The sequence below is a fragment of the Nocardia sp. CC201C genome (assembly GCF_030010695.1).
Lineage (GTDB): Bacteria > Actinomycetota > Actinomycetes > Mycobacteriales > Mycobacteriaceae > Nocardia > Nocardia otitidiscaviarum.
The window spans coordinates 1-14742 of sequence record NZ_JASCXP010000162.1 but is presented as its reverse complement, the minus strand read 5'-3'; the positions used below and the strand labels follow the sequence as shown (position 1 = coordinate 14742).

General features: G+C 70.0%; 15 protein-coding genes. 6 read left to right on the top strand and 9 right to left on the bottom strand.

Annotation, left to right across the window (positions count from 1 at the left end; all coding sequences use genetic code 11):
* From QK444_RS18215 to QK444_RS18195, 5 genes are all read right to left on the bottom strand, one after another.
* Positions 1-1593, bottom strand: a 1593-nt coding sequence (locus QK444_RS18215) for an ATP-binding cassette domain-containing protein (RefSeq protein WP_282781867.1), incomplete at its 3' end; no start/stop codon positions are given.
* Positions 1593-1766 carry a hypothetical protein gene (locus tag QK444_RS18210; protein ID WP_157533574.1) on the bottom strand — a complete coding sequence of 58 codons (174 nt, stop codon included), beginning with the start codon at positions 1764-1766 and terminating at the stop codon, positions 1593-1595. The genes QK444_RS18215 and QK444_RS18210, both read right to left, overlap by 1 nt.
* On the bottom strand, positions 1763-2551 hold the full coding sequence (locus tag QK444_RS18205) for an ABC transporter permease subunit (protein ID WP_282781864.1): 789 nt from the start codon (positions 2549-2551) through the stop codon (positions 1763-1765). The genes QK444_RS18210 and QK444_RS18205 overlap by 4 nt, the downstream gene beginning before the upstream one ends.
* 462 nt (positions 2552-3013) lie before the next feature.
* Positions 3014-3943 carry an ABC transporter permease gene (locus QK444_RS18200; protein ID WP_282781862.1) on the bottom strand — a complete coding sequence of 310 codons (930 nt, stop codon included), beginning with the start codon at positions 3941-3943 and terminating at the stop codon, positions 3014-3016.
* Between the two features lie 530 nt (positions 3944-4473).
* Positions 4474-6015: an ABC transporter substrate-binding protein gene (locus tag QK444_RS18195; protein ID WP_282781860.1), complete on the bottom strand. Its 1542-nt coding sequence runs from the start codon at positions 6013-6015 to the stop codon at positions 4474-4476.
* Positions 6016-6397: 382 nt separating this feature from the next.
* Here QK444_RS18195 and QK444_RS18190 point away from each other — a divergent pair, with 382 nt between their 5' ends.
* On the top strand, positions 6398-6808 hold the full coding sequence (locus QK444_RS18190; RefSeq protein WP_282781858.1) for a cupin domain-containing protein: 411 nt from the start codon (positions 6398-6400) through the stop codon (positions 6806-6808).
* A 120-nt stretch (positions 6809-6928) separates the two neighbouring features.
* On the opposite strand, the gene QK444_RS18185 is transcribed toward QK444_RS18190, so the two are convergent.
* Together QK444_RS18185 and QK444_RS18180 are read right to left on the bottom strand one after the other, a co-directional pair.
* On the bottom strand, positions 6929-7258 hold the full coding sequence (locus QK444_RS18185; RefSeq protein ID WP_282781856.1) for a hypothetical protein: 330 nt from the start codon (positions 7256-7258) through the stop codon (positions 6929-6931).
* Positions 7258-8466, bottom strand: coding sequence for a Rieske 2Fe-2S domain-containing protein (locus QK444_RS18180; RefSeq protein ID WP_282781854.1), 1209 nt, complete (start codon positions 8464-8466; stop codon positions 7258-7260). The genes QK444_RS18185 and QK444_RS18180 overlap by 1 nt, the downstream gene beginning before the upstream one ends.
* Before the next feature lie 196 nt (positions 8467-8662).
* On the opposite strand from QK444_RS18180, the gene hsaA reads away from it, so the two are divergent.
* The 4 genes from hsaA to hsaB are packed head-to-tail and all read left to right on the top strand — an operon-like array spanning position 8663 to position 12215.
* Complete coding sequence (gene hsaA, locus QK444_RS18175; protein WP_282781852.1) at positions 8663-9832, top strand: 3-hydroxy-9,10-secoandrosta-1,3,5(10)-triene-9,17-dione monooxygenase oxygenase subunit; 1170 nt, start codon at positions 8663-8665, stop codon at positions 9830-9832.
* 3 nt (positions 9833-9835) lie between these two features.
* Positions 9836-10714, top strand: a complete 879-nt coding sequence (gene hsaD, locus QK444_RS18170; protein WP_282781850.1) for a 4,5:9,10-diseco-3-hydroxy-5,9,17-trioxoandrosta-1(10),2-diene-4-oate hydrolase — start codon at positions 9836-9838, stop codon at positions 10712-10714.
* On the top strand, positions 10711-11616 hold the full coding sequence (gene hsaC, locus QK444_RS18165; protein WP_282781848.1) for an iron-dependent extradiol dioxygenase HsaC: 906 nt from the start codon (positions 10711-10713) through the stop codon (positions 11614-11616). The genes hsaD and hsaC overlap by 4 nt, the downstream gene beginning before the upstream one ends.
* A gap of 14 nt (positions 11617-11630) precedes the next feature.
* Positions 11631-12215 carry a 3-hydroxy-9,10-secoandrosta-1,3,5(10)-triene-9,17-dione monooxygenase reductase subunit gene (gene hsaB, locus QK444_RS18160; protein WP_282781871.1) on the top strand — a complete coding sequence of 195 codons (585 nt, stop codon included), beginning with the start codon at positions 11631-11633 and terminating at the stop codon, positions 12213-12215.
* A gap of 135 nt (positions 12216-12350) precedes the next feature.
* Here the strand turns inward: hsaB and QK444_RS18155 are convergent, their stop codons facing one another.
* Together QK444_RS18155 and QK444_RS18150 are read right to left on the bottom strand one after the other, a co-directional pair.
* Positions 12351-13310: an AraC family transcriptional regulator gene (locus tag QK444_RS18155; protein ID WP_282781845.1), complete on the bottom strand. Its 960-nt coding sequence runs from the start codon at positions 13308-13310 to the stop codon at positions 12351-12353.
* 80 nt (positions 13311-13390) lie between these two features.
* Positions 13391-14317 carry an NADP-dependent oxidoreductase gene (locus QK444_RS18150; protein WP_282781843.1) on the bottom strand — a complete coding sequence of 309 codons (927 nt, stop codon included), beginning with the start codon at positions 14315-14317 and terminating at the stop codon, positions 13391-13393.
* Positions 14318-14539: 222 nt separating this feature from the next.
* On the opposite strand from QK444_RS18150, the gene QK444_RS18145 reads away from it, so the two are divergent.
* Positions 14540-14725, top strand: coding sequence for a DUF433 domain-containing protein (locus QK444_RS18145; RefSeq protein ID WP_282781869.1), 186 nt, complete (start codon positions 14540-14542; stop codon positions 14723-14725).
* The last annotated feature ends 17 nt before the right edge of the window (positions 14726-14742 follow it).

Genomic DNA, 14742 nt, shown 5'->3' with positions numbered 1-14742 from the left:
GCAGCGCCGATGCAGCCGCAGCGGCCGCCCCAGCGTCTCCCCCACGCTCCGGCTCGGATTCAAGGCCCCCAGCGGCGACTGCGGCACCAACTGCACCCGCCGCCGCTGCTCCCGGCTCCGCCGCCGCGACTCCCGACGCAACGCCACCCCGTCGAGCGTCACCGTCCCCCGCTCGGGCGGATGCAAACCCACCACCGCCCGCGCCAGACTGGTCTTTCCCGAACCGGACGGCCCCACGATCCCGACCGCCCGCCCCGCACCGACGGCGAGGCCGACACCGTGCAGCACCCGCTGCCCGCTCCCGGCGAAGGCCACCTCCAGCCCCCGCACCACCAGCAGCGAATCCTTTTCCAGGGCAGCGGCTTCCGCACCACACCACGCTGCTGCGAGCAGGCCGGAATCGCTCTCATCGGCCTGCGAGCCGACGATAACCACCCCGCCCGGACCACCGAGCCGCAGCTCCGAGCCATCACCCGTGCCGAGCGTCGCTCCCGACACCTCCGTGGTCGAAGCCGACGGCCGCGATGCGCCCACGGCACCCAGATCGCCGCCGACACGTCCGCCTGCGCGGGCAGCACCGTCTTGATCGCCCGTGTGACTGTCGACGGCTCCTGCCGCGACTCGGTCACCGGCCGGGTCCTCGCTCCGCCTCGGCGTGGGTCCGCCGCAGTCAGCGGGGACGCTGTTCGCCGACTCCGGCCTTCCCGCACGGACAGGCGAGCATTCCGACGGCATATTCCCGTCCGAGGTCGCCGCCGTTGGCGCTGACCCGGTCCGTTCGACCGGTGTGCCGGTATGGGCGGCCTCGGATTCGGCACAACGGTCCGTGGCCGGCGCGGGCGAGTCACCCGCGAACGTCGGGGCGGCCCGGGTAGCCGCGCCGGTGGCGGTATGGACCGAGGGGCCGCCCGGTTCGAGGTGGACTTCGGTGTCCGCGATGCGGTCGACCAGGGCGCGGTCGTGGCAGGTGAGGACGATGGCCAGGGCGCGGGTGTGGGCCAGGGCGCGGAGCAGGTCGGCGATGTCGTCGCGGAGTTCGGGGTGCAGGCCCGCGGTGGGTTCGTCGAGCAGGAGGACGTCGGGACGGCGGGCCAGGGCGCGGGCCAGGGCCACGCGGCGCTGCTGACCGCCGGAGAGGGCGGCGGGGCGGCGGGTGGTGAAGCGGAGGTCGGTGGGGAGGCGGACCTCGGTGAGCAGGTCGGTCACCGTGGACGGGTCGGCGGCGAGTTCGCGGACGAGGGCGCGTACGCGCATGCGCGGATTGAGGGCGGAGCCGGGGTCCTGGCCCACGAAGGCGATGCGGGTGCGGCGAAGCTCGCGCAGAGCAGTGGTGTCCAGGGCGAATACGTCGCGGCCGAGCACCTCCACGGTGCCGCCGGTGCGGGTGGTGCCGGGCGGCAGCATGCCGGTGAGCGCGCGCAGCAGGGTGGTCTTGCCCGCGCCGGAGCGTCCGGTGAGCGCCACGACTCGGCCGGGCTCGGCATCGAGGGACGCGTCGCGCAGCAGCATCCGCCCGTCCGTCGCGGCGACCGTGAGATTGCGCACCCGCACGGCGGGGTGGCCGGGCGGCGTGGTGGGACCGGCGTCGGGCATCAGCGTTTGGTCGCCTCCCGGCCGAGTTGGACGGCGCGCACGACGCGTGCGAGGCCGGGACGATCCGCGGGCGCCGCGCCGTCGGCGGGCAGGGTGAGGGTCTGTTCCTCGTGCTCCGGCGTGATCTCGTCGCCGGTCTGGAGCTGCCGCTTGGGTAGCCGTGCGGAGTTCATCGCAGGCTCACCGCCTTTCGTCCTACCTGTGGTGCCAGGGCGGCCGCCGCGAGATTGACGCTCATGGCGAGCACCCCGACAAGCAGACTAGGGGCGATCACCGCCCAAGGGTTGAGGAGGACGCCGGGACCGTTCTCCCGGATCATGAGTGCCCAGTCGGCGGCCGGGGGTTGCGGACCGATCTGGAGAAAGCCCGCGGTCGCCACGATATAGACGGCGGCCACGAACCGCAGCCCGAACAGAGCCAGCAGAATGGCACGCAGATTGGGCAGCACCTCGCGGAACACCAGGTGCCACAGGTGCTCACCGCCCGCGGCGGCGGCCTCGACGTAGCCGGATGCCGCGATGGGGGCCGCCGCGCCGGTCACCAGCCGCACCGCGTAGGGCACCCCCAGCACCACCGCCGCCGTGATGATCGCCACTCTTCCCCCGCCCGGCCATGACAGTGCGATGAGCAACAGCCCGAGCACGGCGGGCAACAGGATGAGCAGATCGGCCGTCCGGTCGACCACCCGCCCGACCCCCGGCCGCAGCGCGCTCACCGCACCCAGCCCCGCCGCGACCACGGTGACCAGCACGGCGGCCAGCAGAGCCGAGACCACAAGTTCCCGTCCACCCGCCAACACCCGGCTCCACACATCCCGCCCGAGCAGATCACCGCCGAGCGGGGCGGCACCGCCCGGTTCGGCATACGGCCCGGTCACCGGAACGTCGATGGGATGCGGAGCCAACCACGGCCCGGCCAGCGCCAACCCCACCAACACCAGCGCGGGCAGCAACCGCACGACGAACCACAACCGTGCACGAGGCCGGAGAGTGGACGGGCGGGGGCGCATCATCGGGCCTCACCCGACCATCCGGGGAGGATTGGGCCGCCGCGCGGGCCGACACCGCCGGGTGCGGTATGAGACCCGGCCACCGGAATGTCGATGGGATGCGCGGCCGGCCACGGCCCGGCCAGCGCCGACCCCACCAACACCAGCGCGGGCAGCACGACGAACCACAACCGTGCACGAGACCGGAGAGTGGACGGGCGTGAGCGCATCACCGGACCTCACCTGCCGCTCCGGGGAGGACCGAGCCGCCCCGGCGGGCGACAGACCGCCGAGCGGTTGCGCGGTTGACCGGCGACCCCGTGCCATCGCCCGGCCACACGCGGCCGGGTATCGAACTTGTCCTCGGCGCGGGCCGGGTGCTGCCGATTCGCACGCCGCGGCCGACCTCGGCAACGCGGGGCCGGGTGGGGTTCATCGGCGGCCTCCGGCCAGGGCGTCGCGGATCAGGTCGGCGGTGAGCAGCATGAGGGTGATGACGGCACCGGCGAGCGCGGTCACGCCCGCCACCAGGGGTGCGTCGCGGTCGGCGGCGGCGGAGGCGAGGACCGAGCCGACGCCGGGATAGTTGAAGACGGCCTCCACCACGACGGCCCCGCCGAGCAGCATGCCGGTCGAGGTGGCCAGTCCGGTGACGATGGCGGGCAGCGCGCCGGGCAGCATGTGGCGCAGCAGGATTCGAGACGGCGCGAGACCGTCCAGGACGGCGGCCTCCACATGCGGCTCCCGGGCCTCGTCGGCGAGGGCGGCACGCACGATGCGGATGTTCCAGCCGGTCTGCGGAATGGTCAGCGCCAGCACCGGCAGGATGAGCATGTCCGGGCTGGCCGGGCCGCCGTCCGCCCCGGTGATGGTGACGGCGGGCAGCCATCCGGCCCAGAGCGAGAGCAACGCGACCAGCGCCACCGCCACCACGAATTCGGGCAGCGCCAGCATGGCGGTGGCGGTGCCGGAGATGGCGCGGTCGAGCGGACCGCCGGGGCGCAACGCCGCCCAGCACCCCAGGGCGAGCGCGGCCACGGCGGTGAGCAGCAGCGCCAGCCCACCGAGCAGCAGGGTGTTCGGGAAGGCCCCCGACACCAGCTCCCGCACCGGCACACCCCGCGCCGACAGCCCGAGGTCCCCGGTCGGCAGCCCGCTCAGCCATTCCCAACAGCGTTGCAGCACCGGGCGATCCAGCCCCAGCATGACCCGCCGCCGCTCGACGTCCGCGGCGCTCTCGCCCCGTTCGGCGGTAGCCGACGCGGCATCACCGGGCAGCAGGTCGACGGTCACGAACACCAGTACCAGCAGGATCACCAGCAGCAGTGCGCGTTTGGCGAGGAGCAGTGCGACGCGTCCCACCCAGCGCAGCGGTCGCGGATGCGCCGCCGTGCGCGGTAGTCCCCGGTAAGCACCCGAACGCGGTGAGCTCAGTCGTCTCGCAGTGTGCCGCCACCCGTCGTGCCGCACCCGCCGCAGCACGCTGTCGCGCCCCGCCCGGTACGGCGCACCGTCGCTTCCCTCATGGCGCTGCGCTCCACCACGGCGCACCTCGCGCCGCGCTCCGTCCCTCCCCGCGCCGAGCAGCGCACCACGTATCACCCGGCGAGGCAACCCATCTCGCCGCACCGGGCGAGGCAACCCATCGCCGCCCTCGTGGCGCCGACTCCGTTGTTCCGGTAGCGCGCCGTGCTCCGCCGAAGAACCGCGGCCCGGACCAGCCATCGAGGACGAGTCCGCCTCCGGGGTGCGCGGCTGCGCTTGCCCACCCTGCGCCCGTGGCGCAGACTGCCCAAGCGCGTCCGACACCGGCCCAGCCGAGCCCGACACAGCCCCGCCCGCCACAACCGCCCGGCCCGGTTCGTCCGGGTCGGCGTGGTGGTCGAGGGGTGTCAGCGGGCCAGCCATGCGCCTTCGAGTTGCACCCTTCCGTATCCGGGCAGCTTCGGCAGGCCGCGGACCGCCGAGCCCGCGAGGTCGATGCCGTCGGCCATGCCCCACAGCAGGTAGCCGGAGCGGTCGTATTGGATGCGCTGGAGTTCGTGCAGCAGGTCCGCGCGCGCCCCGGCGTCGGCGGTCGCCACGGCGGTGCGGTAGGTCTCGTCGAATTCGGTGTCGCGCCAACCGGCTTCGTTCTGCCCGCTATCGGAGACCATGGTCTTGCTGGCGAAGAACAGGACGGAGTCGTTGGTGCCCCAGTAGGTGGTGTAGAGGTCGCCCTGCAACCAGGTGTCGTCCCAGAACGAGCCCGACTCCTGTTTGACCACTTCCACCTGCACCCCGGCTTCGCGGACCTGGGTGGCGAACAGCGTCGCCGATTCGGCCAGTCCGGCGATGTCCTCGGTGGTGTACAGCGAGTAGGTCTTGGCGGTGTCGAATCCGGTCTCGCGCAGCAGCTTCTTCGCCGCGTCGAGATCCCGGGTCCGCTGCGGGATGTCGCGGGCGTACTCCGGATCGCCGGTGCCGAGGATGTCGTTGCCGACGGTGCCGTACCCCGACAGCACCTGCGTCACCATGGCCTCGCGGTCGACGGCCAGCCGCAACGCCTCCCGCACTCGGGGGTCGGCGAAGGGGCTGCCCTCGGCGGTGCGCATGACGATGGGCATGGCCATGTCGTCGGAGCGCCGGACGGTGCGAATATCCCTGCGGCCCTCCGCCGTTCGCGCCGCCACCGCGCCCACATTGGAGGCCAGGTCGATCTGCCCGGACATGAGCGCCGAGGCCATGGCCTGCGGGCTCTCGAAAATGCTCACCTCGATGGCGTCGAGATGCACCTCGCCGCCGTACCACTGCTCGTTGCGCACCAGCCGGGCATTGCCGCCGCGGAACCACTCCAGCACGAACGGCCCGGTGCCCGGGGCGTTCTCGATATCAGTGGTCCCGTCGGGCACCACGAAGGTGGTGAGCCGGGTCAGCTGCGGCAGTTCGGCATTCGGGTAGTCGGAGACGAGCACCACCGTGCCGTCACCCTCGGCGGTGATATTGCGCGCCTGGATGCCCGGTAGACGCGAGGCCCCGGCGGGCGTTTCACGCAGTCGCCGCAGCGAATACACGACATCGGCGGCGGTGACCGGCCTGCCGTCGTGGAATGTCGCGCCGGGCGCGATGGTGAAGCGCCAGGTCGTCAGGTCCGGCGACGCCTGCCACTCGCTGGCCAATCGCGGTGCGGTGATGGTGTTCTCGCCCGGCACGGTGAGGGTGTCGTAGCGCAGACTGAGAATCAGGTAGTCGCTCTCGTTGGCCTGCGTACCGTGTGGGTCGCGGGTGATGGCCCCGGGCCGCCCCAGCGCTCCCACCCGCAGCGTGCCGCCCCGCCGCGGCGGTCCGGACTCATCGACCGGCGCACCGGATTCGTTGCCGCCACAGGCGGCGAGCAGCAGGGCGAGGCTGAGCCCGCCACCGGCCTGGAACAACTGGCGTCTGGACAGATCCACGTCGTCCTCGTTTCGACTGGCGACACAATGTGATTAGGTTTGCCTACCCTGTTTGATTGTCGTACACAAGTCGGCCGAGGACACCGCCGTTCAGACCGCGATCACCTCGGGCTTGTCCACGGCCCGCCGATACCGCCCCGGAGCCAGGCCGTATTCGCGCTCGAGCGCCTAGGTGAAGGCGGACCGGTAGCCGATCCGACGCGTCACGGCCGCCAGAGGCGCGTCGGTATCGCGCGGCAGGCATGCGGCGGTGAGCAGACGCCAGCGGGTCGGATATGACAGCGGCGGTTCCCCACGGTGGCGGTGAAGCGGCGGGCCAGCGTGGCACACGGGACCCCGGCGGCGGCCTCAACGTGACGGGCATGAGCCTAGATTGGTGGGCATGAGCGACGACCGACCGCCACTGGCCGCCGAACTGGATCTGCTCCCGCATCCGGAAGGCGGCTGGTATCGGGAAACCTGGCGCAGCCCGGTGGAATTCACGCCGCCGGGCTACGACGGACCGCGCGCCAGCGCCACGGCCATCTACTTCCTGCTGCTGCCCGGCGAGAAGTCCGCCCCGCACACCGTGGCCTCGGACGAACTGTGGCTGTGGCATCGCGGCGGACCGCTGGCGCTGAACATCGACGGCGAGGAGATCATCCTCGGCCCCGATGTCGAGCGGGGCCAGCGGCCGCAGGCGATCGTGCCCGGCGGCGTCTCGCAGGCGGCCCGCCCGCTCGGCGACGACTACGTGCTGGTGAGCTGCGTCGTCGCCCCGGGCTTCGACTTCGCCGACTTCCGGCTGGACTAGCCGAATACGCCCCGCACCCCGCGCAGCGGCAGCATCTGCGCGGCCGCGCTGACGGTGTCGAATTCACCGCTGGCGCCGCGCACATCCGAGGTCGGGGCATGCCGGATACGGCGGTCACCGTCAGGAATCGATCTCGAGCATCCCCTCGGCGACGGCGTGCTCGATGGTCTTCTCCAGATTGGGGCAGGAGTCGGGCTTGCCGAAGATCGGCCCGGCTTCGGCCATGCGGCGGAAGACCGGGCAGTGTGCGGCCGGGTCGGCCGTCCACTGCACCGTCTTCTGGTGGGTGCTGTGCTTGCGCACCAGTACCTCGGTCCCACAGGACTGGCAGGCGAGCGGGGTGAAGCCCGCCTCCATGTAGTGCTTCTTGTCCTCGACCGTCTGGGCGCGCACCAGTGCCTGCCGCTCCGGACTGTCCGCGAAATCGGGTGCCTTCGCCCAGTTGGTCATCAGACGTTCGCCTCCTGCGTGGTCGCGGCCGCCTCGGCCTCCCGCTTCTTGCGCAGGTTCTCGGCGACCTCCAGTTCCCATGCCTCGTTGGCCTTGGACGTGTCGACCTCGAATTCGAAGCGCTGCGTCGAGCGCGGGTCGACATCGGCCACGTCCACGTAGAACTGGTCGTACCAGCGTCGCAGCTGGTAGACCGGGCCGTCCTCCTCGGTCAGCAGCGGGTTGTCGATCTTGGACTTGTGCTTCCAGATCTCGACGTCCTGCAGGAAGCCCTCGCTGATGCCGTCGGTCATCTTCTCGGCGAAGCCCTGCGCCTGCTCGTCGGGCAGCCCCTTCGGCTTCTCCAGGGTGACGCCCCACTGCAGTACGAAGGAGTTCTGCGTGACCGGGTAGTGGCAGTTGATGAGGACCGAATTGACCTCGAAGCCGCTGTAGATGTTCTTCAGGGGGTTGATCATGTACGACGGCCCGAAATACGACGCCTCCGACTCCAGCAGCACGTCCACACCGGCCTCGGCCGCGGAGCCGATATCGGGGCGACCCTTGGTCTTCAGGTACTGGGTGGCGATGTGGCCCTCGAAGACGTTCTTGAAGTACGTCGGGAAGGCGTAGTGGATATAGAAGAAGTGCGCCATGTCCACGACGTTGTCGATGATCTCGCGGCAGTTGGAGCCCTCGATCAGCATGGTGTGCCAGGTCCACGGGGTCCAGGCGTCGCTCATCCGCTCCAGCGGGTTGCCCTCGGCGTCGATGAACGCGCCGTCGATGTAGGGAATGGTCACCTCGTCCGGCGGCGGGTTGCCCTCGTGGTCGTGCCAGACGAACAGTTGTCCGTTGCGCTCGAGCGCGGTCCAGGCGCGGGTGCGGGCCAGCGGTGGCACGCGCCGCGCGTAGGGGATCGCCTTGCATTTGCCGTCGCCGCCCCAGCGCCAGTCGTGGAACGGGCAGGCGACCTCGTCACCCTTGATCTCGCCCATCGACAGGTCGCCGCCCAGGTGGCGGCAGTACGCGTCCAGTACCTGCAGGTCGCCGCCGCTGTCGGCGAAGATCACCAGTTTGGTTCCGAAGACGTTGACCGAGTGCGGCTTTCCGTCGCGGAAGGTGTCGGCCAGGCCCAGGCAATGCCAGCCCCGGGCATACCGGGTGGGCATGCTGCCCACGTCGATCTCACGGACCTTTCCGCGGGGCCCCTGGGGGGTTGTTGCCATCGTCCATCCTCCTCTGGAAGTACTAGAACACGTTACAAAATAGTCGGGGTTATGCGCCAGCCAGAGATCGATGAGCAGGCGAGAGCCGCATTCGACCACGGGAGTCGTCATGTTCTCGACACGGAATAGGAACGTGTTCTAGTCTCGAACCCAGACGAATACGTTCCCGATCTACCAGGCAGGAGCAACTGGCGAGATGACGCAAGAAGTAGTGGAGCGGGTCGAGGCGCTGCTGCCCACGTTGCGCGACCGCGCACAGGAGGCGGAGGACCTGCGCCGCCTGCCCGAGGAGTCCGTCAAGGATCTGCAGGAGACCGGGTTCTTCAAGCTGCTGCAACCGCGCCAGTGGGGCGGGCACGCCGCCGACCCGGTCGTCTTCTACGACACCGTGCGCAAGATCGCGAGCGCCTGCGGTTCCACCGGCTGGGTGGCGGGCATCATCGGCGTGCACAACTGGCACCTGGCCCTGTTCGACCAGCGGGCGCAGGAGGAGGTCTGGGGCGAGGACACCGACGTCCGCATCTCCTCGTCGTACGCGCCCATGGGCGCGGGCCTGGTGACCGAGGACGGCAGCGGCTACACCGTGAAGGGCTCGTGGGCCTGGTCCTCCGGCTCCGATCACGCCGACTGGGTGGTCGTGGGCGGACCGGTGATCAAGAACGGCAAGCCGGTCGATTTCGGCTCGTTCCTCATCCCCCGCACCGAATACCGCATCGACGACGTGTGGAACGTGGTCGGCCTGCGCGGTACCGGATCCAACACGGTCGTGGTCGAGAACGTGTTCGTACCCAAGCACCGCTTCCTCAGTTTCCGTGCCATGAGCGATCTGAAATCTCCTGGCCTGGAGCAGAATACCGATCCGGTGTACAAGATGCCGTGGGGCACCATCCATCCCACCACCATCTCCACCCCGATCGTCGGCATGGCCTACGGCGCGCTGGAGGCGCACGTGGAGCACCAGGGCAAGCGGGTCCGCGCCGCCTACGCGGGCGAGAACGCCAAGGACGATCCGTTCGGCAAGGTGCGTATCGCCGAGGCCGCCAGCGATATCGACGCCGCGTGGCGGCAGCTGTCGGGCAATGTGGCCGACGAGTACGCCTACCTGGTCGAGGGTCGCGAAGTCCCCTTCGACGTGCGGGCGCGCGCCCGCCGCGACCAGGTCCGCGCCACCGGTCGCGCCATCTCCTCGATCGACAAACTGTTCGAGGCGTCCGGCGCCACCGCGCTCGCGAACGGCACTCCGCTGCAACGGTTCTGGCGTGACGCCCACGCCGGACGCGTGCACGCCGCCAACGATCCCGAGCGCGCCTACGTCATGTACGGCACGCACGCCTTCGGGCTCCCGATCGCGGATACGATGGTGTAACCGATGACCGCAGTGGGAGAAATCACCTTCGAATCCACCTCGCGCTACGCGCAGGTGCGGCCGGATCTGACACTGCACTACCACGAGGCGGGGGTCGGCAACGGCCCCACCATCGTGCTGCTGCACGGCGGCGGTCCGGGCGCGAGCTCGTGGTCCAACTTCGCCAAGAACATTCCGGTGCTGGCAAAGGACTTTCACGTCCTCGCCGTGGACCAGCCCGGCTTCGGACGCTCCGACAAGCCGGTGGACCACCCGCAGTACTTCGTGCACAGTTCCACCGCACTGAAGGATCTGCTGGACACCCTGGAGATCACCGAACGCGTGCATCTGCTGGGCAATTCGCTCGGCGGCGGCACGGCCACCCGGTTCGCGCTGGACTTCCCGGACCGGGCGGGCAAGCTCGTACTCATGGGTCCGGGCGGACTGAGCACCAACCTGTTCGCGCCGGACCCCACCGAGGGCGTGAAGCTGCTGTCCAGGTTCAATGTCGAGCCCACGAAGGAGAACCTGGAGGCGTTCCTGCGGATCATGGTGTTCGATCAGTCGCTCATCACGCCGGAACTCATCGAGGAACGCTTCGCCTCCGCCTCCGCGCCCGAGGCGCTGGCCGCCACCCGTGCCATGGGAAAGTCCTTCGCCGGAGCGGATTTCGCCAAGGGTATGATCTGGCGCGACGCCTACAAACTGCGGCAGCCGGTGCTGATGATCTGGGGCCGTGAGGATCGCGTGAACCCGATCGACGGCGCGCTGGTGGCGTTGAAGATGATCCCGCGCGTGCAACTGCACGTGTTCGGCGGCTGCGGCCACTGGGCGCAGCTGGAGAAGTTCCACGAATTCAACCGGCTGGCAACCGACTTCCTGCTCGGTGGCAAGGAGAAGTGAGCATGGGGATTCGAGCGCTCGGATATATGCGCATCGAGGCCACCGATATGGCGGCCTGGCGCGACTACGGGCTCAAGGTACTCGGCATGATGGAGGCTCCCGGCCCCGATCCGGACGCCCTCTACCTGCGCATGGACGATTTCCCGGCGCGCCTGGTGATCATCCCCGGCGACAAGGACCGGCTGCTGGTCTCCGGCTGGGAGGTGGTGGACGCCCCGGCGCTGCAAGCGCTGCGGGAGCGGCTGTCCGAGCACGGGGTGGCGTTCAAGGAGGCCACCAAGGAGGAGCTCGCGGATCGCCGGGTGGAGAACATGATCCGCTTCGAGGATCCGTCCGGGAATGTGCTGGAGGCGTTCCACGGGGCGCAGTACCTGGCGCGGCGGTTCGTGAGCCCGTACGGGCACAAGTTCGTCACCGCCGAGCAGGGGCTCGGGCACGTGGTGCTCACCTGCACCGACGACGCCGCCGCCCAGGCGTTCTACCAGGATGTGCTCGGCTTCCGGCTGCGCGACTCCATGCGGCTGCCGCCGCAGATGGTGGGGCGGCCCGCCGACGGCGATCCGGCCTGGCTGCGGTTCTACGGCTGCAACCCGCGCCACCACTCGCTGGCGTTCCTGCCGCTGCCCAACCCCACCGGTATCGTGCACCTCATGGTGGAGGTGGAGAACTCCGACGATGTCGGGCTCTGCCTGGACCGCGCGCTGCGCAAGAAGGTGAAGATGTCGGCGACGCTGGGGCGGCACATCAACGACAAGATGCTGTCGTTCTACATGAAGACGCCCGGCGGGTTCGACATCGAATTCGGCTGTGAGGGTTTGGAAGTCGAAGACGAGTCGTGGATCGCCCGGGAGTCGACGGCGGTCAGCCTGTGGGGTCACGACTTTAGCGTGGGATTCAAGTGAGCGACGGGGCGGAGATGACGACCGAGGAGTTCCCGGCGATCGACGGGCGCGGGTTTCGGAATGTGCTGGGGCAGTTCTGCACCGGCATCACCATCATCACCACCTTCGACGAGGTCGAGGGAGTGAAGACGCCGATCGGGTTCGCCTGCCAGTCCTTCGCCGCCCTGTCCCTGGAACCGCCGCTGGTGCTGTTCTGCCCCACCAAGGGCTCACGCTCCTGGGCGGCCATCGAACGCAACGGGCGGTTCAGCGTGAGCATCCTCGCCGAGGACCAGCGAGAGGTGTGCGCCCGCTTCGGTTCCCGCGAGCCCGACAAGTTCGCCGGAACCCCCTGGCACACCTCGGATCTGGACCTCCCGGTGCTGGACGGCGCATTGGCTACGATCCAGTGCACGGTGGCCGATGTGCGCGACGGCGGCGATCACTTCATCGTGATCGGACGGGTCCTGGCCCTGTCGGAGGCCACGGCCTCCGGCAGGCCGCTGTTGTTCTACCGGGGGCAGTACACCGCCATCGAGCCGGAGAAGACCACGCCCGCGCCGTGGCGAGCCGATCTGGAGCATTTTCTCACCACCACCACGTTGGATACTTGGTTGTAGCGAGTCGGGAGGGGTTCGAGGGCTCCGCACCGGGAGTTCGGGGGCTCGTCCCTCGTCGCCTCCGGTGGTGAGTTCGCGCTGGTTCGGACTAACCGCCCCCGCGAATTGCGTTCGCGGGGGCCGGTTATCGTTCGATCAGGCGGCAACCCGGGCCTGGCGGCGGTACTGCCCCGGGGGCAGGCCGTACTCGCGTTTGAAGGCCTTGCCGAAGGCGAACTCGGAGGTGTAGCCGGTGCGGGCGGCGATCTGACCGACCGGGATGTCGTCTTCGCGCAGCAGGCGGGCGGCGGTGGTGAGCCGCCAGCGGGTGAGGTAGGCGAGCGGTGGTTCGCCGACCATGGTGGCGAAGCGTTTGGCGAAGGCAGCGCGGGACAGGCCCGCGCGGTCGGCCAGGGATTGCACCGTCCAGGCGGCCCCGGGGTCGGCGTGGATGGCGGCCAGGGCGGGGGCGACCGCCGGGTCACGCAGCGCGGCGGCCCAGCCCACCGATTCCGAGGCGGGCTGGTCTTCGATCCAGGCCCGCAGGATGTACAGCAGCAGGGAATCGATGAGTGCGGGCACGATGCCGTGCGAGCCGATACGCGGATTGTCCAGCTCCGCGCCGAGCAGCTGCACGGCCGCCGTCAACTCCGGATAGTGCCCGTGGCGGGCGGGCAGGTGGATGAACTCCGGCAGCTGCCGCAGCAGCGGATGCCGACGCGATCCGTCCAGGTGGTAGTTGCCGCACAGCAGGCTGGTGCGCGGTCCGTCACCGCCGAGCGAGACCGCGCCCACCGGTGGCCGCCCCGAATACTGTTCCGGCCGAGGCTCTTCCGCCGGAGTGTCGGGATGATCGGCGAGGATGTGGCCCGCGCCGTCACGCAGGAAGATCACGTCGCCGGGTCCGAGCGCGACCGCTTCGGACGAGTCGGCCGAGGGGATGATCCAGCACGTCCCGTGCAGCACCACGTGGAACCCCGCGCCCAGCACCTCGGGCAGCCGCATCGCCCACGGCGCGCGCCCGTCGGTGCGCACCGAATTGGGCGCACCGGTCCGCATCGAGGCCAGCGCCTCGCTGAGCACGTCCATCCACCACTCGCTTCCCTCGAAGTCCACCGTTGCCGCGCGACCTCGAATCACTCCGAGCCACACGTATCACGCGTCATGGGTGGTAGCCGGGCACGATCCGACGGTGGTCAGTTCACCGCCAGCACGACCTTGCCCACAGTCTGCCCGGACCCCACCAGTTCGTGGGCGGTGGCCGCCTCCTCGAGCGGGAGCGTGCGCGAGACGTGCGGGCGGATCTTGCCCGCGTCCACCAGTTCCGCGATGGCCTCCAACGCGGCGTAGTCGGGTTCGACCGAGACTCCGGCGAAGCGGCGGCCCGCGGCCTCCACCTGCGCCGCGCGCTCGGGGTTGAAGTGCTCCATGATGCTCACCAGCACGCCGCCCGGCTTCAGCACCCGCAGCGAGCGCTCACCGTCGGCATTGGAGTCGAAGACCACGTCGAGGTCGCGCAGGACCTCGGCGTAGTCGGTGGTGCGGTAGTCGATCACCTCGTCCGCGCCCAGTTCCCGCACGAAGTCGTGTTTGGCGGCGCTGGCCAGTGCGATCACGTGCGCCCCGCGGGCCTTGGCGATCTGCACGGCCAGATGGCCGACCCCACCGGCCGCCCGGTGGATCAGCACCCGGTCGCCCGCCGTGATACCGGCCCTGTCGACCAGGCCCTGCCAGGCGGTGAGCGCGGCCAGCGGCAAGGCGGCGGCCTCGACGTGGCTGAGGGACTTGGGCTTACGCGCCACCTGACGCGAGGGCGTGGCCACGTATTCCGCGTAGCCGGTGGCGGCGCGCGGGAAGAACGGCATGCCGTAGACCTCCTCGCCGACCGCGTACCGCGCCCCCGGGGCGACGGCCTCGACCACGCCGGAGATATCCCAGCCGACGCCGAAGGGCGGCTCGCCCAGCAGCGGGATGGCCCCCGCCCGCACGGCCACGTCGACCGGATTCACCGAGCTGGCGTGCACGCGCACCAGGACCTCGCCGGACAGCAGTTCCGGCCGCTCGATCTCGGCGACCTCGAGCACCTCGGGTCCGCCGATCGACTTCTGAATCACCGCACGCATTGTCACTCCCGTTGTTGTTCCGTTCGATCCGATACGGCAACACTACGAATGATCGGCAAGACGATGTATGGCTCAGAATCTCGAAATTTGGTCTGAACGTCTTCCCGATGAGATGGACCATCCGGTAGGCGGAGTCATCGGCAGGCGGAGTCACAGGGGACGAACACCGTGCCCACAGAGAAGGATTACCGTTCCCGCGTAGCGTTCGAGGCCGTGGCCGAGATGGAACGCATTACGTCCGATCCCCGCGTGTGCCGGGGGCTGCCCGTGGTCCGGGGGCTGCGGTATCCGGTGGCGCTGCTCGCGGATCTCCTCGGCGCGGGGGTGAGCGCCGAGGAGATCCTGTCCGACAATCCGGGGCTCGAGGCCGCGGATCTGTACGCGGTGTGGCGGTACGCGGCCGGATAGCGGGCCGGGGGGGGGGG

What these genes read in the sequence shown, in the direction of transcription:
- hsaD (WP_282781850.1), top strand. Translation starts at nt 9,836, where the DNA reads ATGACCGCAGTGGGAGAAATCACCTTCGAATCCACCTCGCGCTACGCG.
- QK444_RS18145 (WP_282781869.1), top strand. Translation starts at nt 14,540, where the DNA reads ATGGAACGCATTACGTCCGATCCCCGCGTGTGCCGGGGGCTGCCCGTG.
- QK444_RS18190 (WP_282781858.1), top strand. Translation starts at nt 6,398, where the DNA reads ATGAGCGACGACCGACCGCCACTGGCCGCCGAACTGGATCTGCTCCCG.
- QK444_RS18210 (WP_157533574.1), bottom strand. Translation starts at nt 1,766, where the DNA reads ATGAACTCCGCACGGCTACCCAAGCGGCAGCTCCAGACCGGCGACGAG.
- QK444_RS18180 (WP_282781854.1), bottom strand. Translation starts at nt 8,466, where the DNA reads ATGGCAACAACCCCCCAGGGGCCCCGCGGAAAGGTCCGTGAGATCGAC.
- hsaB (WP_282781871.1), top strand. Translation starts at nt 11,631, where the DNA reads ATGACGACCGAGGAGTTCCCGGCGATCGACGGGCGCGGGTTTCGGAAT.
- QK444_RS18185 (WP_282781856.1), bottom strand. Translation starts at nt 7,258, where the DNA reads ATGACCAACTGGGCGAAGGCACCCGATTTCGCGGACAGTCCGGAGCGG.
- QK444_RS18150 (WP_282781843.1), bottom strand. Translation starts at nt 14,317, where the DNA reads ATGCGTGCGGTGATTCAGAAGTCGATCGGCGGACCCGAGGTGCTCGAG.
- hsaA (WP_282781852.1), top strand. Translation starts at nt 8,663, where the DNA reads ATGACGCAAGAAGTAGTGGAGCGGGTCGAGGCGCTGCTGCCCACGTTG.